This window comes from Lysobacter niastensis (assembly GCF_031457115.1).
Lineage (GTDB): Bacteria > Pseudomonadota > Gammaproteobacteria > Xanthomonadales > Xanthomonadaceae > Lysobacter_J > Lysobacter_J niastensis_A.
The window spans coordinates 1,482,530-1,508,194 of sequence record NZ_JAVDVY010000001.1 but is presented as its reverse complement, the minus strand read 5'-3'; the positions used below and the strand labels follow the sequence as shown (position 1 = coordinate 1,508,194).

General features: G+C 66.7%; 10 protein-coding genes. 3 read left to right on the top strand and 7 right to left on the bottom strand.

Annotated features, from left to right (window positions below; genetic code table 11):
* Nucleotides 1-2 precede the first annotated feature (2 nt).
* Nucleotides 3-1,343: an O-antigen ligase family protein gene (locus J2X06_RS06840; RefSeq protein ID WP_310059996.1), complete on the top strand. Its 1,341-nt coding sequence runs from the start codon at nucleotides 3-5 to the stop codon at nucleotides 1,341-1,343.
* A complete protein-coding gene (locus J2X06_RS06835; protein ID WP_310059993.1) occupies nucleotides 1,340-3,004 on the top strand; it encodes a right-handed parallel beta-helix repeat-containing protein in 1,665 nt (554 codons plus the stop codon). The genes J2X06_RS06840 and J2X06_RS06835 overlap by 4 nt, the downstream gene beginning before the upstream one ends.
* A gap of 85 nt (nucleotides 3,005-3,089) precedes the next feature.
* On the opposite strand, the gene J2X06_RS06830 is transcribed toward J2X06_RS06835, so the two are convergent.
* Both J2X06_RS06830 and J2X06_RS06825 read right to left on the bottom strand, forming a co-directional pair.
* A complete protein-coding gene (locus tag J2X06_RS06830; protein WP_310059992.1) occupies nucleotides 3,090-3,848 on the bottom strand; it encodes a YdcF family protein in 759 nt (252 codons plus the stop codon).
* Nucleotides 3,849-3,863: 15 nt separating this feature from the next.
* The gene (locus J2X06_RS06825) at nucleotides 3,864-5,342 is read right to left on the bottom strand and encodes an oligosaccharide flippase family protein (protein ID WP_310059989.1); all 1,479 of its coding nucleotides are present in this window, start codon (nucleotides 5,340-5,342) and stop codon (nucleotides 3,864-3,866) included.
* 678 nt (nucleotides 5,343-6,020) lie between these two features.
* Between J2X06_RS06825 and J2X06_RS06820 the strand changes: the two genes are divergently transcribed.
* A complete protein-coding gene (locus J2X06_RS06820; protein ID WP_310059986.1) occupies nucleotides 6,021-8,372 on the top strand; it encodes a choice-of-anchor Q domain-containing protein in 2,352 nt (783 codons plus the stop codon).
* A 156-nt stretch (nucleotides 8,373-8,528) separates the two neighbouring features.
* Here the strand turns inward: J2X06_RS06820 and J2X06_RS06815 are convergent, their stop codons facing one another.
* From J2X06_RS06815 to J2X06_RS06795, 5 genes are all read right to left on the bottom strand, one after another.
* Entirely contained in the window at nucleotides 8,529-10,091 is a 1,563-nt protein-coding gene (locus J2X06_RS06815; RefSeq protein ID WP_310059984.1) for a glucosamine inositolphosphorylceramide transferase family protein, read from the bottom strand.
* A 113-nt stretch (nucleotides 10,092-10,204) separates the two neighbouring features.
* On the bottom strand, nucleotides 10,205-11,023 hold the full coding sequence (locus tag J2X06_RS06810; RefSeq protein WP_310059982.1) for a hypothetical protein: 819 nt from the start codon (nucleotides 11,021-11,023) through the stop codon (nucleotides 10,205-10,207).
* Between the two features lie 4 nt (nucleotides 11,024-11,027).
* Nucleotides 11,028-11,876: a hypothetical protein gene (locus tag J2X06_RS06805; protein ID WP_310059979.1), complete on the bottom strand. Its 849-nt coding sequence runs from the start codon at nucleotides 11,874-11,876 to the stop codon at nucleotides 11,028-11,030.
* A gap of 19 nt (nucleotides 11,877-11,895) precedes the next feature.
* Entirely contained in the window at nucleotides 11,896-18,390 is a 6,495-nt protein-coding gene (locus tag J2X06_RS06800) for a non-ribosomal peptide synthetase (protein WP_310059976.1), read from the bottom strand.
* Nucleotides 18,387-25,664 carry a polyketide synthase gene (locus J2X06_RS06795; RefSeq protein ID WP_310059974.1) on the bottom strand — a complete coding sequence of 2,426 codons (7,278 nt, stop codon included), beginning with the start codon at nucleotides 25,662-25,664 and terminating at the stop codon, nucleotides 18,387-18,389. Before J2X06_RS06795 ends, J2X06_RS06800 begins: the two co-directional genes overlap by 4 nt.
* Nucleotide 25,665 lies beyond the last annotated feature (1 nt).

Below are 25,665 nucleotides of genomic sequence, written 5' to 3'. Positions count from 1 at the left end.
CCATGCTGCTGAGGCTGATCCTCGCGGTTCCCATCGTGCTGATGCCGAACCTGCTGTACCTGCCGCTGGACACCGGCATCCCGGCGCTCAACCTGGCCAACCTCCTGCTGATCGCGATGGTGATAGCGCTGGTGCTGTCGCCGCGCGACCAGCTCACCAGCCACACCACCGGGGTGCTCACGCCTCCACTGGTCTTCCTGTTCCTGGCCGTGCTGATCGGCTATCTCATCGCCGTGACGACCCTGCCGGGTGATTCGCAGGCCGACATCACCGCGCTGAAGAACTTCGTGTTCCCGCCCCTGTTCTATTTCGTATACCGACGCTGCAAGCAGGACCTACGCGGGACACGCCAGCTGATCTACCTGTGCCTGGCGGTGGTGGTGGCAGCGGGCGCGGACACACTGATGCAGGGCCTGGCCAACAACGCCTTCGCCAGCTATTCCGAAACCAACCGCTTCGCCGGGCCGTTCGGCGACTATCGCTCGGCCAACCGCGCCGGCGTGTTCTTCGCCATGTTCCTGCCGATGTTTGTCGCATACGCTCTGTTCCTGCGTGGCCACAAGGTATGGACTGCGATCGCAATCGGCGGTTGCGTCATCGTGACGATGGCCATCATGCTGACCTATTCACGACAGTCGTATCTGATCGCGATCCTTGCGGTGGCGCTGCTGCTGGTACGCCGCCACCTGGTGTTGGCGGTACTTCTGGCGCTGGCCACCATACCCGCCATCAGCCTGCTCCCCGAAGGCGTCACCGAGCGCGTCGCAGGCACGCAGCAGTACACCCCCTCGGGGCGCGCCCAGCTCGATGTCAGCACCGCCAGCCGCTTCGAGATCTGGGGAGGCGCGATGAAGATGTGGCAGGACCACCCGGCAGGCGTGGGCCTGAACCGCTTCCCGCGCAAGATCGGCGAATACTCCGACTATTCCGACTTCGATGCGCACAACATGTACGTGCTGATGCTGACCGAGTGCGGTCCGCTCGCCCTGATCGCGATGTTGTGGGTGCTGTGGCGCATGCTGCGGTTGGCACTCGCCCTGCGTCGGTCCGACGACGGCTCGGATGCCGAAGTCAACGCCCTGGGGATGGGCTTCACCGTGGCCGTGATCGCGATGGCGATGGGCAACCTGTACGGCTCGCCATTCCACGAGGGACTGGTCATGGCCAACTTCTGGATCATGTGCGGCCTGGTGGAGCGCTACACGCTGCTGAAGCGGCACGCCGCCATCGCCGCCGCCAAGGCCAGCGATACGCCGCGCCTGGACCTGGCGCAGGCGATCGCAGGTCGCTATCCACTGTCCGAGCGCATCCTGCCCGGCCGCTATCGGATACTCTCCAAGTGACGGCCGCGCACGTCCGCGCGGCCAGTGAGCTGGCAATATCAGCGCTGCTGCTCTTCGTGGCCGCAGCAGCTCCGGCGACGGCCGCCACCTACCACGTGCGCAGCGACGGCGGCGACAGCGAACAGTGCGACGGGCGAAGCGACGCCGCCTATCCGGGCAAGGGCAGCGCTCAGTCGTGCGCGTGGAAGCATCCTTTCAATGCCCTGCCCCCCGGCAAGCCGCCGCGCATTGCCGGCGGTGACACGCTGGTCATCCACGATGGCTCTTACATGATGGGTTTCGGTGCGCCGGACGCCGACGCATGCAGCAGCGACTCGCGCGCCGACTGCGTGATGGCGCCGGTACCCGGTGGTCCCTCGCCTACCCAGCTCACGCGGATCCTCGGCAACAACGACATGGGCCAATGCAAGGGAAAGATGCCCGAGCTATGGGCCACGGAACGCGCACGCATGGTGCTCCGGCTGGAAGACAGTTCGAATGTCGAACTCGCCTGCCTGGAAGTGACCGACCACAGCGGGTGCATCAAGGGACACAACCATGCCGGAAAGACCGCCGGCGAAACCGAGCGCTGTCGCAGCGACGCGGCCCCCTTCGGCGATTGGGGCGAGTACGGCCTCTATGCCCGCGACTCGGGCAACGTGCTGCTGCGCGACCTGGACATCCACGGCATGGCCGTCAACGGCATCCGCGCTGGCCGCGTGCGCGACTGGACGCTGCAACGGGTGAAGCTGCGTGCCAATGGCTGGGCCGGCTGGGACGGCGACATCAGCCAGGGCAAGGGTGGAAGTTCCAGCAACAGCGGGCGCATGGTCTTCAGCGGCGGAGAGATCTCGTGGAACGGCTGCGGGGAACGCTATCCCGGCAAGCAGGTCTTCGGCTGCTGGGGGCAAAAACAGGGCGGCTACGGCGACGGCCTTGGGACCGCGCGCAGCGGCGGCCAATGGCTGTTCGAGGACATGCGGATTCACCACAACACCTCCGACGGCCTGGATCTGCTCTACATGGACGGCAGCGGCAGCGTGACGGTGCGACGCGTGCGCGCCGAAGGCAACGGCGGCAACCAGATCAAGGTTGCCGGCCCCGTCACGATCGAGAACAGCATCGCCGTCGGAAGCTGCGCCTATTTCGCCAGCTTCCCCACTTCCAACATGATCGAAACCGACCATTGCCGGGCGATGGGCAACACGCTGTCCCTCACGCTGACTGGCGGTGCGCTGGCGACTGTGCGTCACAACACGCTGGCCGGCCAGGGCGATTGCCTGTTGATCACGCTGGGCGGCAATGATGCGGCCAGGGTGTTGGTGCAAAACAACGTCTTCCTCGGCGGCAGCGAATGGCGCTCCAAGGACGGCAATCACGACGACGTCTGCGGTCATTACGCCAGCGACAGCGACGCGTCCGTCGTATTCGAGCGCAATCTGTTCTGGAAGATCAAGGACAACAAATGTCCCGCCGGCAACCTCTGCGATAGCGACCCGGGCTTGACCGATGCGTCATTGGCCCATTTCAACGCCACGCCCCGGGCCGGCAGCCCATTGATCGACGCCGGCAAGGCACTGCCCCAGCCGAAGGACGACTTCAACCGCAAGCCGCGCCCGGTCGGGACCGCACCGGATATCGGCGCGATCGAAGTGCAGGCGCAGGGTTCGCGCAAACCATAGCGGGCAGCGCACTCGATCGCGCCGATCTCAATCACGCCGCTCTCATCGCGCCGCTCTCATCGCGCCGATCTCAATCGCGCCGATCTCAATCATGCCGATTTCGTCCGTCGCGCGATGCCAGCCAACGGTAATACGCCATCCCCACCAACTCGTGCAGCGCCGCCTCTGTCTTCAACAGCGCGCTGCTCTGCGGAATCAGGTAGCCCGGCAATCCGAACGGCGTTCTGCGCCAGTCGGTGGCGATCGGGCAGACGTCGAACCCGGCGCGTTCCATCGCATATCGGGCGCGTGGAAGGTGCATGGCCGAACTGATCAACACGACGCGGCGCGGCAACGCAGGCGCGATCGCCGCCACTTCCTGTGCGTTCTCCCAGGTGTTCGACGAAGTCTCCTCGCCGCGCAGGTCCGCCGCGGGCACGCCCAGGCGCTGTGCGTGGCGGATCATCCATCGGCTTTCGGGAGTGCCACCGCGCCAGGCCGGGCCACCCGACACCACGATCACCCGGCCCGGTCGCTCGCGCCACCAGTCGACTGCGCTTTCCAATCTACGGCGCGATGCGGCGCCGAGTACCGACATATCACGCTCGTCGTTGGAAACCCGGTCCACTCCGCCTGCCAGTACGACCGCCACCTGCGGCGGCGAGGCAACGCAGTGCGGCGGCACGGGTTGCGGCCGCTCGAGCCATCCCAGCAGCAGGTTGGCGAACATCGGCGTCATCGCGATCGTGGACAACACGGCGGCGGCGAGAAGCAACCGCAACCATCGGGACGACCGCCGTCGTGCCGCGATGCAGGCCCCGAGCCCCGACAGCAGCAACCAGCTCAGGGGTGAAAGCAGCCACATGCCTTGTTTCCCCAATCAGCGAATCGTCATCTCGGTGCGCCAGTGCGTGACCAGGCGCCACACGCGGTGATCCAGCATGAGCACAGGCGCCAAGTAGCACGACAGCCACAGTACGCCGGCAACCGCTACGCGCTGCCAGGGCGCATGGAACACCGACAGATCCGCAAAATACACTGCCAGCAGGAATACCGTGGCGGAACCGACGGCAATGGACAGGACCCGTGGCTCGGGCATCTGGAACAAGTCCCGTGGACATAGCACGCAGCGCGTCACGCCCAGCGTCATGTACCCGGCCACTGTCGCGTACACCGCGCCCATGTAGCCGTAGGCCGGAATCCAGATCAGGTTCAGGCCGATGTTCACCGCCAGCGCCAGCAGCATCAGCGCCGTTACGGTCTTGGATCGCTTGAGAAGCAGCAATCCGTACCCGCTCAGGTCCAGCAACAGCACCATTGCGAACATGGTCCCGACCCAGGCGAACACCGGCCCCGATGCGGCCTTACTGGGGCCACTGAGCATCTGCAAGGCATCCGAGCCGATCGCCCAGATCGCCGCGGCCACACCGATGCAGGCATAGGTCGCCGGCAGCAGCACCCTGGACTTCAGTGCGCGAACCCTGGCCGGGCCTTCCTGGCCGTGGATGCGGTTGGCCACCGGATTGAAGGCGTCCCACATCGGCGCGTTCACCAGCACGCCAAGCTGCATCGCCAACGCGTAGCCCACCGTGTAAATGCCGACCGCGGCGTAGTCACCGATCATGTGCTTGAGCATGACCCGGTCGATCGACACCAGCGCGGCCCCGGCGATCTCGTTCAATACCAGCGGCAGGCTGTAGTGCAGCGACGCCCGGTATGAATCGAGGTCGATGGCGGCGCGCGAGAAATGCAGGTGACGATGGACCCAGCGCGCATAGAAAGCCGCGACGATCAGCATGCACAACAGCTTGCCCGCATACACCGACAGCGCGCTGCGCTGGATCAGGACGACGGCGCCGAGCACCACCAGCAACTCCAACCACCGCGAGGCGATCTTGGTCGTCGTAAGCAGCCGCGAGCGCTCGCTGACCCTCAGGGTCATCTCGACCTGGCTGTTGAAGACCAGCAACGGGATCGACAGGATCGCGCACCACAACACCGGGGAGATGGAGCCGCCGCTCCACCAGCTGACGCTGGTGAAGGCGATGATGCCGATGCTCCATAGCGCCACCGAGATGATCATCGGCAGGAACACCAGGTTGGTCGCGAAGTGGGTCAGGCGCGACTCGTCGCCGCCGAAGGGATAGAGCCGCAGGATCGCGTGCTGGGCGCCGAGCTTGATGACCGCCACGGTCATCATGATCCAGGTGTCGTAGTAACCCAGGATGCCGTACTGCGTGTTGTCCAGCAGTCGCGTCAGCGCCGGGAACGAGATCAGCCCGGCAAGCATCACCATCACCGTCGCGCTGGAGTAGCGCGCGTAGTGCTTACCAACACCAACCGTATTCGCGGGTTTCATGGAGGCCGCGTCGGCAGACGGCGGCGTCATGGGCGCCATCGCCCGCAGGCACTGCCGCACACCACCCGACCACCGGCCACCGTCGTCCGGCCATCGTCATGGCATGCATCGCGGTTGGTGGTTGGGTAGAGGGAAGCCGGGACGATCATCGCGATCTGGGGAAATGCCTGCATCGTGTTTGCCCGGTCATGGCCCGCCTTGTCATCGTGATGCGCGACGCGGGGGACGCGCAGCACGCGCGGCGTCGACACATATCAACAAACGCATCCAAACCTGCTCTTCGGCCAGTTGCGCAGGAGCGTCCGCGCTAGCGGCACCGACTCTGAAATCGTTCCCGGTGCTGCAGGGGGATCAAGAGAGCGCACTCATCAAGGCGATCGCCGGCCCATCGTGCGTCGCAAAGGGGCTTGGGATCGTGAAATTTCTGCGCAGCGGGGCCCATCGGCCACTCGCAGTTAACGGCACTTTTACGCTTCGAAGAGGTGAACGCGGCCGTGTGTGAACGCTCCACATTCGTGAACAGGGGTATGGGGGTGTCGTCAATGGTTGCGGGCACGAATTGTGAAGCGTGCCACGTTTTGCCGGGGTCCCCGTCCCTAGGATGCGACCCCTGGCTCAACGGACTGGCCCATTTCTTCCCCCGCTACTACGGATGGCCTTACAGGAGTCGTATCCCTGATGTCTTTTGCAATTTCGCGTCGTGCGGTCACGCAGTCCGCTCTCACCCTGCTACTCGCCCCGATCGGTTTCGCAGCATTTGGTTCCGCCCAGGCCGCCACCACCTACTTCGTTCGTACCGATGGCGGCGACGCCAATCAGTGTAATGGCCGTGCCGACGCTCCGTATTCCGGTAGCGGCACTGCCCAGAACTGCGCCTGGAAGCATCCTTACTATGCCCTGCCGAGCAGCGGCACCCCGCGCATTGCCGGTGGTGACACGCTCATGATCGGCTCGGGCGAATACATGATCGGCTACGGCGCCGCTGGCATGGCCGGCACCTGCGCCTCCGGTGACCGCAGCGCGTGCGCGCTCGGCAAGATTCCGTCCGGCACCAGCACGGCCAAGACCCGCATCCTGGGCAACAGCGCCAAGCCGCCGAAGCTGTGGGGCGCCGAGCGCACCAACAGCGTGCTGAACCTGGTTGGCAGCAACAACGTTGAAGTCGGTTATCTCGAGATCACCGACAAGAGCAACTGTATCTCCAGCCACAGCACCGCCTCGGCCGCGTGCAACAAGACCTCCGCTCCGTACGGCAACTGGGCCCGCGCCGGCATCCAGGCCAGCGCGTCCAGCAACGTGTGGCTGCATGACCTCAACATCCACGGTCTGGCGGGCTACGCGATGAACGCCGGTGGCCTGTCCAACTGGACCATGGAGCGCGTCAAGATGAACGCCAACGGCTGGGCCGGCTGGGACGGCAACGTCGGCACCAGCTCCAGCTCGAACAGCGGCCAGATGATCCTGCGCCAGGTCGAGATTGCGTGGAACGGTTGTGCCGAGAACTGGCAGACCGGCGAGAAGATCAACTGCTGGGCGCAGAAGGCCGGCGGTTACGGCGACGGCATGGGCACCTACTACACCGGTGGCCAGTGGCTGATCGAGGACTCCGACGTCCACCACAACGTCTCCGACGGTGTCGACCTGCTGTACCTCGACGGTGCCGCCGGCACGACCCTGACCGTGCGTCGCCTGCACTCGTATGCGAATGCCGGCAACCAGCTCAAGACCAACGGCAACGCCACGATCGAGAACTCGGTCCTGGACGGCTACTGCAGCTACTTCTCCGGCAAGGGCTACATGCAGGCCGGCGACATGTGCCGCGCCAACGGCAATGCGCTGTCGATCTCGATGAAGGACGGCAACGTGGTGAACGTGCGTCACAACACGATCATCAGCGAAGGCCAGGGCGCGATCATGAGCACCGGTGGCACCTCCGCCGCCAAGCTCACGATCCAGAACAACGCCATCATCGGCAAGCCGTACTACCTGGCTCCGAGCACGCTGTCGACCGGTCACATCGTCTACAACAGCACGGCCTCGCTGACCTATAAGGGCAACCTGTTCTGGAACGTCAAGAACGGCCAGTGCCCGTCGGGCAGCGTCTGCCAGGATCCGAAGCTGACCAACACCAACCTGGCCACGTTCGACGCGCAGCCGCTGGCCGGCAGCCCGGTGATCGACAAGGTGCCGGTTGTCAGCGGCGTGACCACTGACTTCGTGATGGCCCCGCGTCCGTCGGGTACCCAGGCCGACATCGGTGCGTACGAGGTCCAGGCCGGTGGCACGACCCCGCCGCCGACCAACCCGACCCCGCCGCCGACCGATCCGACCCCGCCGCCGACCGATCCGACCCCGCCGCCGACCACTCCGCCGACCACTCCGCCGACCACCGGTCTGACCGAAACCGTCGCCACGGATAAGACGGCCTACACCGCCGGTGCGACCGTCTACATGAGCTCGCGTGTGCTCCTCAACGGCAATGCCGTCAGCGGTGCCACCGTCAAGTTCACCGCGGTCAAGCCGAACGGCGTCGACACGCTCGTCAAGACCGTGACCACCGGCGCCGACGGCTTTGCCCGCTGGAACTTCGTCACCGGCACCGGTTCGAGCTCGATCGGCACGTACAAGGTGTCGTCCGTCGCCACCAGCGGCTCGGCGACCGCCAGCGCCAACTCGAGCTTCACCGTTGGCACCGGCGCCGCGCCGGCTCCGGCTCCGGCTCCCACGGGCCTGACCGAGACCGTCTCGACGGACAAGACCTCGTACTACCGCGGCTCCACGGTCAAGGTGAGCAGCTGGGTGTTCAAGGACGGCAAGCCGCTCCAGGGTGCGTCGGTGAAGTTCACTGCCGTCAAGCCGGATGGCGTCAGCACGATCGTCCAGACCGTGACCACCGACAGCTACGGCTACGCCAAGATGAGCTTCGTCTCGGGTACTGGCTCCACCTCGATCGGCACCTACAACGTGAAGGTCGTCGGCACCGCCAACGGCGCCACCACCCAGGCCAACACCAGCTTCAAGGTCTACTGAAGCTTCAAGGCCAACTGCATCCTCGTTCGAAGTTCGGACGTTCAAAGGAGTGCCCCTCACCCGGGCACTCCTTTTTTTTGCCTGTTGATCGACCTCGATCGATAGTTGCCACCATCGTGGCTTTGACCCGCATCTTCTCGACGACACTGCTCGCGATCAGACGACCTTCCGCAGCGCAGCATTGCGCGGCACACCGCGTGCATCGAGCACCTCCAGGCGACCGGTGGCGCTGTAGGTGTGGCAACCGTCCAGCCCGTCCACCCAACTCGCATCCAGGCGCCCAAGCGGACATTCGCGGTACTGGGTCGGACTGAGCGTCAGCACTTCGTTGAACACGGTCGCCGCGCCATAGCTGGCCGCGCAGTCCTGCGCAGGCCTGATCAGGCGTCCGTCATGCAGGAAGAGCCGGCCGGCCGGACGCGCGCGACGCACGTCGGCCACGATCGGATTGGCGGGATGGGGAACATACGGACCGGTCAGCGTATCGGCCACGAACAGGAACAATTCGTCCCACGTGCTGCCGCCGCTTTCGGCGATGTTGGCGAACAGGTACCAGCGGCCCTCATGGTGATGGAGCACCGGGTCGACGCAGTGGCGACCGCTGAGCAGGTCCCCCATGGGCTGCCACATCATCGGAAAACCCTGTGCGCGATACAGCGTGACGCAACGGGCTTGTCCGGACTCCACGGTCATGTACCAAGTCCCTTCCCAGCGGAATACCTGTGGGAACGACAAGTGGTAAGGGCGATCCAGCACGACACCGAGTCGTCGCACCGGCCCCTGCTCTGGTACTTCCAGGCAGGCGATGTGGGCGATGCGCGCGTCGGGCGTGCACTCTTCGACGAAGATCAGCTTGCGGTCGCCGGCCTCGATGCTGCAGGGGTCGGCCCAGATCTGGGTTCCCAGCGCAGCGGAGGCTGTCAGCGCCTGGAATCGCGTGATGTCCGGCCGCTCGGGATCCAGCGGATCCCGGTCCTGCCGGATCAAAACGAACCAGGGATCTTCAAAGGGCTGCCTTTGATGTTGCCAGCGGATACCGAAGCGAACCGCGAGCGTCCGGGCCAGCGCGCGTATTCCCGCACCGGCATGCAATGGCGAAGCCTTCAACCGCAAAGTCGCTTGCCGCGACGATGGCGACCCCAGGTTTGCCTGCTGCAGGCCGCGCAGCGCACGCAGCACCAAGGCCGGAATCTTGCGAAACGCGTGCTCGCACTGCTGGGTGGCCGACGTCTGGCACGTGGAGCCCCAACTGGTGGCCAGACCGATGGGAGTCTGCCCCGGGCTTGCGAGTTCGAGCTCGACGGCTGTCGCCGTTTCGCCGCGCAGCAATGGCCATAGCAGCGCCTGCGCAGCCGCATCGGCATCGCCGAGCGTATCGTCGATCGTCCAGCAGCCCAGTGCGGCTTGCGGTGCGAGCGCTTCGACCCAATCCGGGGCGCCCATCAACACGATCAGGTCCGGCCGCAATACCGCCAGGCGGGCCTGGACCGAAGCCAGGTCTGCTCCCTGCACCGACACCGGCAGCGCGACCGGCGCGAAAGCACCCGAGCCATGCGGCCGCCGCGAGCGCTCATGGCGCAGGAATGCGCGTAGATCTCCGGGCACGCGAAATTGATGGTTCGACAATCCCGCCACCGGGACCGACGTCCATTCCAGCCAGTCATGCTCCGCGGCCAGTTCCTGCAGCCGGGCCAGCCACGCCGGCACCCGTGCGGGCATTACGCAGGCCACGCGTAGAGCGCGTTGATGAGCACTCGCATACAGCGGTGTATGCGAATGCACGTTGCGATCATCTGTTGACGGCATGGCAGTGGGAACGATGGGCTCGGCGCTCATGCGGACATTCCCTGTGGCGGGAAGCTGCTGACCAGCCAGCCTTCCACGGTATCGAGCAGCCGGTCGCGGTGCGCCCTGGCGAAGTAGGTGTGGTCGCAATCGGGCCAGTAATGCATGGCTACGCGCCGGTCGTGCGCCGCACCACCGAAACTCCAGGCGAACTGGCGTGGATGCAGGAACCGCGCGGTATAACCGCCGGTGTAGACCCACAACGAACGCACATCGCGCGCCACCAAGCGCGCGAATTCGCTCTGCGCCTGCGGTCGCTCGGGCCAGTCGCGGTAGTCCTCGATCACCGGTGCGCGCTCGCTTTCCTGTTTCTGCATGCGGCCCATCAGCCGCCGCACCACACCGGGCCATTCGCGTATGGGCCGCTTGAACACGCCTGCCGCCAGTGCCAGTTGGAACCACGGCCCGGTATAGCTGAGCCCGTCCAGCATCAATACACCGCATACGCGCGAGTCGGCCAGGGCGACGCCCCAGGCCACGTCGGCGGCACTGCAGACGCCGCCCACGACGAACTGTCGCGCACCATGGAAAGTAGCCAGGTGGTCGAGCGCGGCCAGCGTGGCCTCGCGTCCGCCGCAGCCCTTCAGGCGCGGCGCCTCACCGACGCCCGGCACGTCGAAACGAAAACAGCTGACACCCTGCAGCGCCAATCGCCGCGACAGTTCGACATGGAGCCGGAACGGGCCGGCGCGCGGCAACAGGCCGGCACTGGGCAGCACCACGATCGGCCGCTGCGATGACGCCGGAGTGCCGGTAAGCACGCCGACCAGGCGTCGCTCCGGTCCGAACTGCACCATCGTGTCCATGACTTCAGCGCTCCTCCCGCAGGGCCCGACCCAGTTCATCCACGACCCGTTGCAGGCCGGGCGTGACGAAAACCGATGCATCCATGCTGACGGCTGCACCGATCAGCGGCGTGTCGGCGGGCAGCTTGAACACCCGCTCCAGCGTGATGGGCAGGATGTCGTTGTCCTCCCGCAGTACAGCCCAGCAGCGATGCGCATGCACGCCATCGTCGGCGACGCCGGCCTGCGCGATGTCACGGCGCAACTGTGCCGAAACGGGGTAGCCCATCAACTGCAGGTCGTCGCCGGACACGCCGGGCGGCAATGCACCTGCGGCAATGGGATAACGCTTCGGCGACCTGCGCTCGACCGCATCGCGCGTTTCCAGCTCCGCGAGCCATGCCTGCCCGTCGACGACCGGCTCCCACAGCACCAGCAGCTCTGCCATGCCGCCTTCACGGATCCACGAAAACACGGGCAAGGCGGCACCGCGAACGGCCAGCACGCCGATTCGCTCGACACCGCCGCCTACTTTCAGCGCCTGCGCCGCATGCTGCAGGTCGCGCCGCATCGATGCGAACTCGAGCTGCTCTCCACCGCCCGCCGAATCCCCGGTGCCGAAGTAGTCGAAGCGCAGGCATGGCACTCCGACCTCCGAAAAAGCCGTGGCCAGCTCGGTCATAAGCCGGCGGCTGCGCGGTTGCTCATGCAGCAACGGCGGCGCCAGCACCAGGCCCAGCCGAGGCGACGCTGCCTTCGACGGATGCAAGGCGGCATACAGGCGCTGCTCGCCAGCGCCGAGCCAGAGAGGTTCCCAGACGCCCACGATCATCCCACCCGCCTGCAGGTTGGCCTGCAGGCGCCGTGATGCCATTGCAGATAGCGCCAGCGGATCAAGGCTTGCCCTCCGCCGCAGCGATGCCGAACAGTCGCATCACGTTGCGCACCAATCCGCGTGCCGGCGCACCGGCAACGGGCGCGGCGACGGTGTCCGGAAGCTCAGCTGCCACCTGCGACAACGTCTGCGTCGCCAGGCGAACCAGCCGGATGCGGGCACCGGTATCGCGCGCGACGCGATTGGCCATCTGCACCGCCAGCATCGAATGCCCGCCCAAGTCGAAGAAGTTGTCGTCGGGCCCTGCCGAAGTACCCAGCAGTTCGGCCCACAGCGCGGCGAGATAGCGCACGCGCGGATCTTCGGTTTCGTCGACGACGACCTTACTTTCCTCTCCGACGACGACCGGCGCCGGCAACGCCTTGCGGTCGAGCTTGCCGTTGGGCAGCAGCGGCATCGCGTCCAGCGCCACGATGTGCTGCGGCACCATGTAATCGGGCAGCACCGACTTCAAACGCACACGCAAGCCGGCGATATCGATCTGCGCTGCGGCCCGCGCCACCGCATACACCACCAGCCGCAGGTCTCCCGGCCTGTCCTCGCGCACTACCGCCACGGCGTTCGCCACCGCGGGATCGGCCGACACGCGCGCTTCGATTTCGCCCAGCTCGATGCGGTTGCCGCGCACCTTGACCTGGAAATCCAGCCGCCCCAAGTGCTCGAGCATGCCGTCCGCACGCCAGCGACCGCGATCGCCGCTGCGATACAGACGCGCACCGGGCTTGGACGAATACGGGTCGGGCACGAAGCGTTCGGCATCCAGCTCCGGCCGCTGGTGGTAGCCCAACGCGACGCCGTCGCCGCCGATCCAGATCTCGCCTGGCACGCCGACCGGGCATGGCTGGCCACGTGCATCGCGCACCCACACCGTCGTGTTGGCGATCGGGCGACCGATCGTGATGCCTGCCTCCGGCCGCTCGACCTTGCAACACGTCGACCACACCGTGGTTTCGGTCGGACCGTACATGTTCCAGACTTCGGCGCAGCCTGCGCACAACTGCGCGGCCAGCTCCGGCGCCAACGGCTCGCCTCCGACCAGCACCCGCAACCGCGGCGCGCCACGCCATCCGGCTTCAATCAGCATCCGCCAGGTCGACGGCGTGGCCTGCATGACCGTCGCACCACTGGCCGACAGCAGCACCGCGAGCGCATGGCCATCGGCCGCCTGCTCGCGGCTGGCCATGATCACTTCGGCGCCCACCGACAGCGGCAGGAACAGCTCCAGCACGGCGATGTCGAACGACGTCGTGGTGACCGCCAGCAGCCGATCGCGCTCATCCAGACCAGGCTCGCGTCGCATGCTGGCCAGGAAGTTCAGCACCGCGCGATGGGGAATGCGCACGCCCTTGGGCTGACCGGTGGAACCAGACGTGTAGATCGCATAAGCGATGGACTCCCCATCGACCTCGGCGTCCTGCGGAGCATCGGCACGCGCCGCATCGATCTCGAGGCGATCGTCGTCGAGCAGCAACAGCCGCTGCCGCGGCAGGTCCAATGGTGCCGCCAGCTCGCCCTCGGCGATGATCAGGCAAAGCCCGGCGTCCTCGGCGATGAAGTGCAGGCGCGCGGCCGGATAGGCCGGATCCAGCGGCACGTAGCCCGCGCCGGCCTTGAGCACGCCGATCATTGCCGCCACCAGGTCGGGGCCGCGATCGAGGCAGACACCCACCAAGTCGCCGTTGCGGACCCCACGATGTCGCAGGATGTGCGCAATCCGGTTGCTGCTGGCATCCAGTTCGCCGTAAGTAACAGACCGCTCCCCGAAGCGCAGCGCGACACGCTCCGGCCCGCGTGCCGCCTGGGCGCCCAGCAGTGCGTGCAGCGTGCCTTCGCCGGGAACCTGCGCGGACGTGGCGTTCCACTGTTGCACCCGGTCGCGGTCGCTGGCGCAAAAGATGTCCAGATCGCCCACCGCCGTGGTCGGATCGTCCCGCACGGCTTCGAGCAGCGCGCTGAAGCGGTGATGGAACAACGCTGCTGTGTCCGCGCTGATCAGGTCGGTGCTGTAGGCCAGGCCGCCCATCAACCCTTGCGCATTCTCGACAAACCACAACCCGATGTCGTTGGCGATGCCGGGCTGGAATACCGGGAACCGCTCGTGCCGCAACGAACCCCAGTCGGTCGGTCGCTGGCGCACATCCTGGAACGAGAACAACGCCTGGTAGATCGGCGAACGGCTCATGTCACGCGGCACGTGCAGCTCGCGCACCAGTTCCTCGAACGGCACGTCCGGATAGGTGAAGGACTCCACCACCGTATTGCGCACCGCCCGCACCAGATCCAGAAATGGCATCGCCGGGTCGATCTTCAGCCGCAACGGCAGCATGTTGACGAAGAAACCCATGATGCGTTCGAGGGCCTCGGTGCCGCGATTGCGCACCGGCACGCCCACCACCAGGTCGCGCTGCCCGGTCAGCCGGTGCAGCAGCACGTAGTAGGCCGCAAGCAGCGTCATGAACAACGTGGCATCGGCGCGCTTGCCTATGGCGCGCATCGAATCGGCCATGGCTCGGTCGAAACGCACCCACTCGGTGCTGCCGTGACCCGATGGCTGCGGCGGACGCGGGAAGTCGGCCGGCAACTGCAGCGGTTCGAGCTCACCTTCCAGGTGCTGCTTCCAGTGAGCCAGTTGCTGCTGCAACTCGCCCGCGGCCATGCGCTCCAAGTGCCACGTGGCGAAATCGCCGTAGTCGACTTCGAGCTCCGGCAGCGGTGACGGCCGTCCAGTACTGAACGCCGCGTAGAACGCGGCCATCTCTGCGTAGAACAGATCGAACGACCACCCATCCCAGACGATGTGGTGGGTCATGAAGAACAGCACGTGGTCCTGCTCGTCGAGCCTGAACAGGTGGGCGCGGAACAGCGGCACGCGATCCAGCTGGAACGGCGTGGCGATGAGCGGCTCGATGCGCGCCCTCAGCTCCGCCTCGCGCTTCTCCGGCGCCAGCGACGACAGGTCCTGGATCGGCAGCAGCGAGCCTCCCACGTCCTCGCAGATTTCCTGCACCGCGCCGTCGCCGTGGTCGACGAAGCGGGTACGCAACGACGTCTGCCGGCGCAGCAGCTCCTGGAACGCTCGCTCCAGGGCGTCGACATCGAGCGGGCCGCGCAGGCGGTGCGCGGATGGACCGTTGTAGGTGATCTTGCCCGGATCGATCTGTTCCAGCACCCACAGCCGCTGTTGCATCAGCGACATCGGCGCGCGCGTCGGGTCGGCGCGGCGCGGAATCGTTTCATGCGGTCGCTTCACGCCTTCGTTGGCTTCGTCGGCGAGAAGCTCCGCCAGGCGGGCTACGGTCGGCCGGTCGAACATCGCGCGCAAGGACAACGACCGGTCGAGTTGCCGGTTCAGCCTCGCGATCAACTGCGCCGCCAGCAGCGAGTGCCCACCCAAGGCGAAGAAATCATCGTGTATGCCGACCTCGGGAAGCCCGAGCACGCCCGCCATCGCCCCAGCGATGTCGTGCTCGAGGGCGTTTCGCGGGGCGACGCGACCGTGCGCCGATGCATTTCCTTCCGGCGCAGGCAGTGCTTTGCGCTCCACCTTGCCATTGCTCGATAGCGGCAGCGCGTCGAGCATCACGAGATGCGGCGGCACCATGTATTCCGGCAGCGTCGCCCGCAGGTGCGCGGTCAACGCGTTCGGATCGATCCGCGAGCCCGGCTTGGCCACGAGATATCCCACCAGGCGCGTATCGCCGGGCTGGAACTCACGCGCGATCACCGCCGCCTGCGCCACCGCGGCATGCGATTCCAGCGTCTTCTCGATCTCCCCGAGCTCGACCCGGAAGCCACGGATCTTGACCTGGAAGTCGTTGCGGCCGATGTACTCGATCTTGCCGTCGGGCAGCCATCGCGCCAGGTCGCCTGTCCTGTACATGCGACCGTTCGCCTTGCCCGAGAAGCCGTCGGGAATGAAGCGCTCGGCGGTCAGCTCCGGACGTCCCAGGTACCCGCGGGCGACGGCGACACCGGCGATGCACAGCTCTCCCACGACTCCGGTCGGTACCGGCTGGCCCTGGCCGTCGAGGATGTAGATGCGCATGTTGGAGATCGGCGTGCCGATGGGCACGGGCCGCGTCGCATCGAAGTCCTCGGGAATGTCGTGGACGACGCACCCCACCACTGTCTCGGTGGGGCCGTACTCGTTCACCATGCGCACGCCCGGCTGCAGCTGGCGCCACATCTGCACCGTGGAGGGCGGCAGCGCCTCGCCGCCGACGACAAATACGCCGACGTTGGGCTTGTCGCCCGACTCCAACAGGCGCTGGCCAAGCAGGTCCAGGTGGGCGGGCGTGATCTTGATCAACCCGCAACCCTCACCGCGCCGGAGCAACGCCAGCATGCCGTCGATTTCCTGGCGCTCCGGCAGCATGCGGATCGCCCGCCCGCACAACAGCGGCGTGAACAGGCTGGTTACGGTCGCATCGAACGCCAGCGAAGAGGACACGATGGCGTCGGCGGGGCCGTAGTAGCGCAGCGCCCATTGCAGGTAGTTGCAGACACCGGCGTGCTCCACCATCACGCCTTTCGGCTTGCCGGTGGAGCCGGAGGTATAGATCAGATAGGCCAGGTGCTGCGGCGTGAGTCCGATGCCGGCTCTATCGGGATTTTCCTGCCGATGACCTTGCCACGCCGGGGACGGTGCACGCAGATCGAGTACTGGAATATCGAGGGCGCGCATATCGAACGCCGGCGTCCTGTCCTGCTCTCCCGTCGTCGCCAGCGCCTGCCCCGCCACGATCGCGACCGTCGGCCCGCTGTCCTCGAGCATGTAGGCCAGTCGCTCCGGCGGGTAGGTCGGATCGAGCGGAACATAGGCGCCCCCGGCCTTCAGCGTCGCCAGCACCGCCACCACCAGTTCCGTGCTGCGTTCGATGCAGATGGCCACTCTGGCATCGGGCCGGACTCCCAGCTCGCGCAGATGGTGGGCCAACCGGTTGGCGCGGGCGTTGAGTTCGGCGTAGGTCAGTGACTGGTCTTCGAAGCGCACTGCCGTAGCCTGCGGTGTCTCCTGCACCTGCGCCTCGAACAGATCGTGCACGCACAGGTCTTGCGGCACGTCGAATTGGGTGTCGTTCCACTTCACCAACACCTGCCGACGCTCGGTTTCGGCGAGCAGCGGCAGGCGAGCGAAAGACTGAGTCTCGTCCTGCACCATCGCTTCGAGCATCGTGCGCCAGTACCCGAGCCAGCGCCGGATCGTGCTGCCGTCGAACAATGCCGCGTTGTACTGGCATTCCAGGCGCATCCCGCCTTCGACTTGCACCGCGTTGACGAACAACTCGAAGTTCTCGTGGCTGCGCGGATTGGTATCGAAGTCCAGCTCCAGACCCGGCAGCGCATGGCGCTGCTGCTCGAGCGCCTGGTCGATGTTGAACATCACGCTGATCAAGGGCAGGCGCGACGGATCGCGGCCGATCCTCAGCTTCCTCAGCAGGGTGCCAAAGGTGTAACGCTGGTGGTCGATGGCGTCCAGCAGCGTCGATTGCGCCTGCTCGAGCGCGTGCGTGACGGGCTTTTGCATGTCCAGGTCGAACAGCAGCGGCAGCGCGTTGACGCAGTGGCCGACCAGGTGGTCGTGCCCGTCGATCGCCTGCCCGGCGGCAGGAATGCCGACCACCACCTGCGATTGCCCGCTCAGACGCGACATCAGGCCGGCAAAACTGGCCAGCAGCGTCGAGAACAGGCTGTAGCCGTGCTTGGCACCCAGCGCACGCAGGGCCTCGACCAGCCTGCGATCGAGTTCATAGTCCTCGCGCGACGACGCAAAACTGCGACGCACCGGCCGCGGACGGTCACCAGGTAGCTCGAGTACCGGCGCTTCGCCGCTGAAACGAGACAGCCAATAGCGTTCGTCGTCGGCAAGTACCGGGTGCGGATCCATGCTCTGCGCCAGCGCGTAGTCCGCGAAACTCTCGGCGACGGGCAGCTCCCTGGCAGCGGCCCCGGAGTGCTTTGCGTACAGCGTTCCCAATTCCTGCACCAACACCCACCACGACCAGCCATCGCAGACGATGTGGTGCGCGGTGAGGATCAGGACATGCTCGTCGGGCGCCAGGCGCAATAGTTCGGCGCGAAACAGGCGATCGTGTTCCAGCGAGAACGGCGTATCGACCGCCAGGCGCAGCCGGCGCTCGACCAGCTGCGTACGTTCCTGGCTGTCCAGGGCGCACAGGTCGCGCTCGTCGATTTGTAGCGTTACTGCATCGAGCACGCACATCGTTTCGCCATCGGGGCCGAAGCTCGATCGCAGGGCGTCGTGCCGGTCCAGCAGCCCCTGCAGCGCCGTACGCAAGGCCGCGACATCGAGCACGCCGCGAAGATGCATGCGCGCGGACTCGTTGAATGCCAACGAAGCATCCGGCCCCAGCTGGTCCGCCAGCCAGATTTCGCGCTGCGGCTCCGTGGTGGGAACCACGCGCGCCAGCGTGCCCTCGGCAAAGGGATCGTAATCGACCGGGTTCTGCGGTGATGACTGCACGACGTTCATCCCCCTACCTTCAGGTACTTGCCCGGTTGTTCCGGATTGGGAACGAACCACGCCGGGCGCCCATCCGGGTCGCGCCCGAGTCGTGCGCCGGCCACCGCCGGGCGCTCCGCGTCCATCACCGTGTGCGGTGTCGCGCTGTGCCTGGGCAGGAACTCGGCCTCCTGCAACTCGATCACCGATTCCTTGAACGCGGCGACGATGCGCTGCATGTCGGCGTCGGAATGCGCCGTGGTCAGGAAGCACGGGAAGTTGTCTAGGATGTGCACGCCGCGGCTGCGCATCATCGCGAACAGCAGGTCCTGCAGCGGGTGGTCCTCGAGGAAGAAGGTCTTCCATACCGAGGCGAAGTGCCGGACCTCGATGGGCGCGCCACGGTCAGCGCAGAACGCATTGAGTTCCTCGACCATGGCGGTGGCGCGCGCATTGAGCGACTGCTGCAGCGCGACCCCGTGTTCCTTGATGTGGAGCAGCACCGCGTGCGCGGCGGCCAGCGCCAGCGGATGGCGCACGAAGGTGCCGGCGAAGTACGTCACGCCCACGGTCGGCACGGAGTCGTCGCCGAACTGCCAGTGCCCGCCGTCGAGCGCATCCATGTAGTCGCGCTTGCCGGCGATCACGCCGATCGGGTAGCCACCGCCGACCACCTTGCCGTACGTGGCCAGGTCGGCCTGTATGCCGAACAGGCCCTGCGCGCCTGCGGGATGGGCACGGAAGCCGGTGACGACCTCGTCGAATACCAGCAGTGCGCCGGCATCGGCGGTGACCTGGCGCAGCTGCTGCAGGAACTCGCGCGGCTGGAAGTCGGGACGCCGGCTCTGCACCGGCTCCACCAGCACGGCCGCGATGTCGCTGGCGCGGTCGCGGATGATCTGCATGGACTCGTCGGTCCCGTAATCCAGCACGAGCACGTTCTCGGCGGTGTTGCGCAGGATGCCCGGTGCCGCCGGCACCGCGCGCAGCTTCTTGGTGCCGCGCACGATCATCTCGTCGATGATGCCGTGGTAGGAGCCGGTGAACAGCACCACCGTGTTGCGTCCCGTGACGGTGCGCGCGATGCGCAGCGCGCCCAGCACCGCCTCCGATCCGGTATTGCACAGCGCGGCGCGGTCATGCCCGGTGACCTCGCAGACCAGCCTGGCCACCTCGCCCGCCAGCGGATGCTGCGGGCCGATCTCGTAGCCGAGCTCCAGTTGCTGGCGGATCGCGTCGAGCACGAAATCCGGTTGCCAGCCGAACAGGCTCATGCCGAAGCCATTGAGCGCATCGACGTAGTCATTGCCGTCCAGGTCGATCATGTGCGATCCCCTGGAGCGCTCGATCACGATCTGGTAGACGATCTCCTTGGTCAGCGGCCGGAAGCCGTTGACCACGCGCGGATCGGCCATGTGTCCGCGGTGCGCCTGCGTGTATTCCTTGGACTTGCGCGTGCGCGCGACGTAACGCGCGATGAAGTCGTCGAGCCTGGCCCGCTGCCGCTCGCTCAGTTCGATCGTCGCGTGGTTGTCGATCCGCGCGATGGCGCCGAAGGCCTTCTTCACGTCGTACTTGGTGTGCGCCAGCGCGGCTTCCTCGTCGCTCACCGTCGCCTGCGTGGAAGGCTGCACCGGGGCCTGGACGGACGGCGACGGCGCCGCCGGTACCGTGGCCTGCGGCACGGGCGCCTGCAACACGGGCGCCGATGCGACCGCCGCGTTGCCGCTCAGCAGCGCAAGCTGCTGGGCCATCAGTTGCATCTGCTGGGCGATCACCTGGCGGGTGAAATCGCCATCCCCGGCCATCACCGGCACGCCTTGCGCCGCAACCGGCGCGGCAATGGCGGGCGATGGCGATGGCGGAATCGCTGCCGGCGCCGGCGCGACGACTTCCGGCGGCAGCTGCGCGTCGATCATGCCGGCGAGCCGGCCCAGGCTCGCGCATTCGCCCATCAGCTGCCTGAAACTGACCTTCACTCCGAACGCCTTCTCCAGCTGCAGCGCGACCTGCGTCAGCATCAGGCTGTCCAGGCCCAGCTCCATGAAATTGGCGTCCGCTTCGGCGTCGGCCATGTCGAATCCCGCCACGTCCTCGAACACGTCCTTCAGCTGCGCGATCAGGCGCGGGCGACGATCGACCGGCGTGGTGTCGGCAACGGGCGCAGCGGACATGGCAGGTTGCGGCATGACGTTCTCCAGGACCGTCTGGGCGACGGCCACAGCGGGCACAATCGTGGGATCGAAAGGGGCATCGCCCACCGGAGCCGCCGGGATCGCCGGCACGGCGTCGACCCAGTAGCGCTGGCGTTCGAAGGGATAGGTAGGCAGCAGCACGCGCCGGCGACGCTCGCGCCGGTCGAAGCGTGCCGGATCGACGGCGACGCCACTGCACCACAGCGCGCCCGCGGCGTTTCGGAAATCCACGGGTTCGCGAGCGACATCGTCGGACAGCGTGGCAACGGCCGGTATCTGCTGCTTCTGGACCACCGGATGCTGCCGCGACAGCGCGCACAGCGTCGCGCGCGGCCCTACCTCCAACAGCAGCTGCCCTGGTTTTTCCTGCAACTGCCGCAGCGCAGCGGCGAAGCGCACCGGCTCGCGCAGGTGGCGCGCCCAGTAGTCCGCAGATGTCGCGGAGTTCTCATCCAGCCACTGGCCGGTTGCGGTGGAAATGATCGCAATGGCCGGCGCCGAACGGGGCATCGCCGCCACTTCCGCGCGGAACGGTGCGACCACCGGGTCCATCATCGCCGAATGGAATGCGTGCGATGTGCGCAGCGCGCGGCACGCCACGCCGTCGGCCTCCAGTTGCGCCTGGAACACCAACAGCTCCTCCAGCGGTCCGGACACCACGCAACTGCCGGGAGCATTTTCCGCCGCCAGCGACAGCGCGGCGGGAATCCGCGGCAACAGATCGTCCAGCGCAAGCCGCACCGAAAGCATGCCGCCGGCGGGCTGCGCCTGCATCAGGGCGCCGCGTCGCGCCACCAACCGCAGCGCATCGCGCAGCGCGAACACACCGGCCAGCGTCGCGGCGACAAACTCGCCGACGCTATGGCCGATCATCGCCGTGGGCACGATGCCATGATCCATCCACAGTCGTGCCAATGCGTACTCGATCACGAACGTCGCCGGTTGCATCATCGACGTCGGCAGCAGCGCCTCCTGGTCATCGGAGAACAGCCGCTCACGCAGGTCGAAGTCGAGTTCGCCCGCCAGCGCTTCGATGCACTCATCCACGGCGGCGCGGAATGCGGGCTCGCTGGCATACAACCCACGCCCCATGCCGGGATAGGTGGCGCCCTGCCCCGGGAACATGAAGACGACATCGCGGCTCCGCGCAGGTCGGCTGCGCAAGGCAATGGCTTTGATTTCTGGCGTGTCCAGCACCGCTGCGGCGCTCGGCGCGTTCTCCGCCACCACGGCGAGGCGATGCGCAAACGCCTTGCGTCCCACCGCGAGCGTCCATGCCACATCGCCCAGGTTCACGTCCGGATTCTGTTGCAGATGAGCGGCGAGGTCGGACGCGGCGCGCGCCAATGCGGTCGGCGTGCGCGCCGAGAGCACCAGCAATTGCGGACCTTGGCCCGGCTCCGATTGCTGCAGTGGCGGCGCCTCCTCCAGCACGACGTGCGCGTTGGTACCACCGACGCCGAAGGAACTCACACCGGCCCGGCGCGGCTCATCGCCCCGCGGCCACGCGCTGAGCGATGCGTTGACCACGAAGGGCGAGCCGTCCAGGGCGAGCGCCGGATTGGCCGCATGGAAATGCACGTTGCCCGGGATGCGCTCCTCGTGCAGCGACAAAGCCGTCTTGATGACACCGGCCGCGCCGGCCGCTATGACGGTGTGGCCGATATTGGTCTTGACCGAGCCGATCCGGCAGAACCCGACATCGGTTGTACTGCGGCGGAATGCCTTGTTGAGACCCTCGATCTCGATCGGATCCCCGAGCGGTGTCGCCGTTCCGTGCGCCTCGACGTAGCCGATGCTGCGCGGATCGACGCGCGCATCGTCGTGCGCCATCGCGACCACCGCGGCTTGTCCTTCGCTGCTCGGTGCGGTGAAGCTGGCCTTGTTTCCGCCGTCGTTGTTGACCGCTCCGCCACGGATCAACGCGAACACCGGGTTGCCGTCGCGGATGGCATCGGACCACCGCTTCAGCAATACCACCGCCGCGCCGTCGCTGAACACCGTGCCCTGCGCGGACGCATCGAAGGTGCGGGTGTGGCCGTCGGGCGACAACATCGCGCCTTCCTGGTAGCGATAGCCGCTACGGGGCGGACAAGTCACCGACGCGCCGCCCGCCAGCGCCATTTCGCAGCGGCCCGCGCGCAGGCTGTCCATGGCCTGGCAGATCGCCACCAGCGAGGTCGAGCACGCGGTATGGACGCTGATCGCCGGACCGGTGAGATTGAGCTTGTGCGCGGTGCGGGTGGCGATGTAGTCCTTCTCGTTGTCGAGCATGACCTGGAATGCGCCGATGCGGTCGATCAGGTCGGTACGCGAGGCCAGGTGCCGCTGGAAATAGGTGGCGTTGTACATGCCGGCGAACACGCCGATCCTCGCCAAGCCCGCGTCGGGAACGTGCCCGCCGCGTTCCAGGCACTCCCAGCACAGCTCCAGGAAGATGCGCTGCTGCGGATCCATCAACTCGGCTTCCTTGGGGCTGATGCCGAAGAAGGCGGCGTCGAACTCGTCGACCCCTTCGATGACCCCGCGAGCAGGCACGTAAGCCGGATCGGCACGCTCGGCCAGTGCGATCGAAGGATCGAGTTGATCGGGGGAGAACACGGTGATCGAATCGCGTCCCTCGCACAGGTTCTGCCAGAAAGCCTCGATGTTGGCGGCGCCGGGGAACCGGCCGGCCATGGCGACGATGGCGATGGGCTCCTCCGTCCCGCGATCGATTGTCGGCGCCGGTACGCGCAGGTCACTGTGCGTGCCCGCAGCGCGCGACCCAAGTTCCAGCGCCAGCAGTGCCGGCGTCGGGCAACGGAACAGCACGGTGGCTGCGATGGCACGGCCCTGCCCGGGGAACATCGTCCGCAGTTGCTCCAGCAGGCGCAGCCCCACCAGGGAACTGCCGCCCAGCTCGAAGAAGTTGTCGTGTCGACCGACCCGTTCGACATCGAGCAGGGCCGCAAACGCCTCGCAGATGCTGTGCTCGGAATCGCTGATGGCGGGCTCGAAGGCCACTGCCAATTCCGGACGGCTCCTGTCGGGCGCGGGCAAGGCCCTGCGGTCGAGCTTGCCGTTCGCCGTCACCGGCAGCGCGCCGAGACGGATGTAGCGCACCGGCACCATGAAATCAGGCAGGCGCGAGGCCAGGTACGAGCGCAACGCCGTCGCTGATGGTGGCTCACGCCGGGCCACGTAATAAGCGACCAGGCGCTTGTCGCCGGGCTGGTCGGCCCGTGCCAGCACGGCGCATGACTGCACGGCAGGATGACGCGCCAGCGTGGCCTCGATTTCACCCAGCTCGATCCGGAATCCCCTGATCTTGACCTGGGTGTCGGCGCGTCCGATGAATTCGATGGTGCCGTCGTTGCGCCAGCGGACTTGGTCGCCGGTGCGGTAAAGACGCTCGCCGGGAGCACCAAACGGATCGGGGACAAACCGCTCCGCGGTCAGTTCCGGACGCTTGAGATAGCCTCTCGCAAGACCGGCTCCGCCCACGTACAGCTCGCCGATCACGCCGATGGGCACCAACTCGTGCCGCGCATTGAGCACATGGACCTGCGTATCGGCGATGGGGCGCCCGATCGGGATGGAACTGCAATCCATCGCGGGGACGTCGTCGATGGCATGCGTGCAGGTGAAGGTCGTGCACTCCGTCGGCCCATAGCCGTTGCGCAACCGGGTCTGCGGCGCCACCGAACGCATGCGCCGCACGTGATCGACCGACAGCGCCTCGCCGCCCGTGAACAACTCGCGCAGGCCGGCCAGTTGTCGCGGATCCTCGTCCACCACGGTGTTGAACAGCGCGGCCGTCAACCATGCGGTGGTGACGCCGTGCCGCCCGATCGTGCTCGCCAAGCCCTCGCCGGTAGGCACGGCTTCGCCATGCACCACCACGCATCCGCCATTGAGCAGGGCGCCCCAGATCTCCAGCGTCGAGGCGTCGAAGCCAAGGGGCGCCGCATGCAACATCCGGGTTTCGGGGCTCAACGCGATGTAATCGACACCGCACACCAGGCGCAAGATGGAACGATGCCGGATCTCGACGCCCTTGGGCGTGCCGGTCGATCCCGACGTATACATCACGTAGGCGAGCGAATCGGTGGTACTGACGATATCGTCGGTGGCGGCCCAATCGCGATCGCTCCAACCATCGTCGATCGCCAGTGCGTGCGCGCTCGCCGGCAGCATCAGCTCGCCACCCTCCGGGTCGACCAGCACGACGTGCGCGCCGGCGTCTTCGATCATGAATTTCAGGCGATCGCAGGGATGATGCGCATCCAGCGGAAGATAGGCGGCGCCGGCCTTCAGTATCCCGAGCACCGCGACCACGGCCGACACGGAACGCTGCGCTGCCAGCGCGACCACGTCGCCGGGTCGCACGCCTGCGACATGGAGCCTGTGGGCGAGGACATCGGCGCGCCCGTCCAGATCCGCGTAGCTCAACGTCACCACGTCGTCGACCGCCGCCGGCGCGTCCGGCTGGCGGTCGCGCACCTCCGCGAAACGCCCATGGACGGTTTCGCTTCCCGACTTCGCCACGTGCGTATCGTTCCAGTCCAGCAACTGCCGTCGCTGCGCCTCGTCCAGCAGATCGACCGCCTCGAAGGCGGCGTCAGGCCCCATCAGCCAGCGCAATACCCGTTGCACGGAGCGCCAGACCAACTCGACCGATTCGGCGTACAAGGGTTCGCGGAAAGCCACCTCGACCGAAGCTCCAGCCGACACGCGCCATACCGAAGCCGCCCAGGGAGCCTTGTCCAGAACCGTACGTGTGGTTGCATCCACCACCCACGCGGTGGACAGCGGGGACGGCGTCGCCGCGCGCATCGCGCCGGTGAGATGATCGCGCCACTCGCGACACAAGCCTGTCCGCGGGACGCCCACCTCGATCTGCTGGACACCGGCCGGGGTCAGTTTTGTCGCCATCTGCACGTCGTGGCCCGTCAGGCGGGCTTCGACCACGGCCAGTACGGCCAGCATCGCGTCAGCGTCGACTACACCCAGGTCCGGTTCGAGCGGGAATTCAAGCCGCGACCAGCCTGCGTCGGCACCGGTACGCTGCGGCAGCACATCGAGCAAGGACAGCCTTCCCTCCTGCTCCGGCATCCCGACGGCCATG

Bases quoted from the DNA above. Each gene is read 5' to 3' on its own strand.
- J2X06_RS06840 (WP_310059996.1), top strand. From the start codon at position 3: ATGCTGCTGAGGCTGATCCTCGCGGTTCCCATCGTGCTGATGCCGAAC.
- J2X06_RS06795 (WP_310059974.1), bottom strand. From the start codon at position 25,664: ATGGCCGTCGGGATGCCGGAGCAGGAGGGAAGGCTGTCCTTGCTCGAT.
- J2X06_RS06825 (WP_310059989.1), bottom strand. From the start codon at position 5,342: ATGAAACCCGCGAATACGGTTGGTGTTGGTAAGCACTACGCGCGCTAC.
- J2X06_RS06815 (WP_310059984.1), bottom strand. From the start codon at position 10,091: ATGCCCGCACGGGTGCCGGCGTGGCTGGCCCGGCTGCAGGAACTGGCC.
- J2X06_RS06820 (WP_310059986.1), top strand. From the start codon at position 6,021: ATGTCTTTTGCAATTTCGCGTCGTGCGGTCACGCAGTCCGCTCTCACC.
- J2X06_RS06830 (WP_310059992.1), bottom strand. From the start codon at position 3,848: ATGTGGCTGCTTTCACCCCTGAGCTGGTTGCTGCTGTCGGGGCTCGGG.
- J2X06_RS06810 (WP_310059982.1), bottom strand. From the start codon at position 11,023: ATGGACACGATGGTGCAGTTCGGACCGGAGCGACGCCTGGTCGGCGTG.
- J2X06_RS06800 (WP_310059976.1), bottom strand. From the start codon at position 18,390: ATGAACGTCGTGCAGTCATCACCGCAGAACCCGGTCGATTACGATCCC.
- J2X06_RS06805 (WP_310059979.1), bottom strand. From the start codon at position 11,876: ATGGCATCACGGCGCCTGCAGGCCAACCTGCAGGCGGGTGGGATGATC.